We start from the raw sequence: 378 nt of genomic DNA on the forward strand, positions 1-378 counted from the left end.
GGGGCAGCAGGCGCTGCTGGCGTGGTTTAATGAAGGCGATACCCGTGCCTATAAAATCCGCTTCCCGAACGGCACGGTCGATGTGTTCCGTGGCTGGGTCAGCAGTATCGGTAAGGCGGTGACGGCGAAGGAAGTGATCACCCGCACGGTGAAAGTCACCAATGTGGGACGTCCGTCGATGGCAGAAGATCGCAGCACGGTAACAGCGGCAACCGGCATGACCGTGACGCCTGCCAGCACCTCGGTGGTGAAAGGGCAGAGCACCACGCTGACCGTGGCCTTCCAGCCGGAGGGCGTAACCGACAAGAGCTTTCGTGCGGTGTCTGCGGATAAAACAAAAGCCACCGTGTCGGTCAGTGGTATGACCATCACCGTGAA

The 378-nt window shown here is 60.1% G+C and carries 1 protein-coding gene; it reads left to right on the plus strand.

The genetic code is table 11. The features are described 5' to 3' along the window. On the plus strand, positions 1–378 hold a 378-nt coding region (locus D0S45_20965), incomplete at both ends, for an Ig domain-containing protein (protein ID TIH02313.1).

The organism is Marinifilum sp. JC120 (assembly GCA_004923195.1).
In the GTDB taxonomy this organism is placed as follows: Bacteria; Desulfobacterota; Desulfovibrionia; order Desulfovibrionales; family Desulfovibrionaceae; genus Maridesulfovibrio.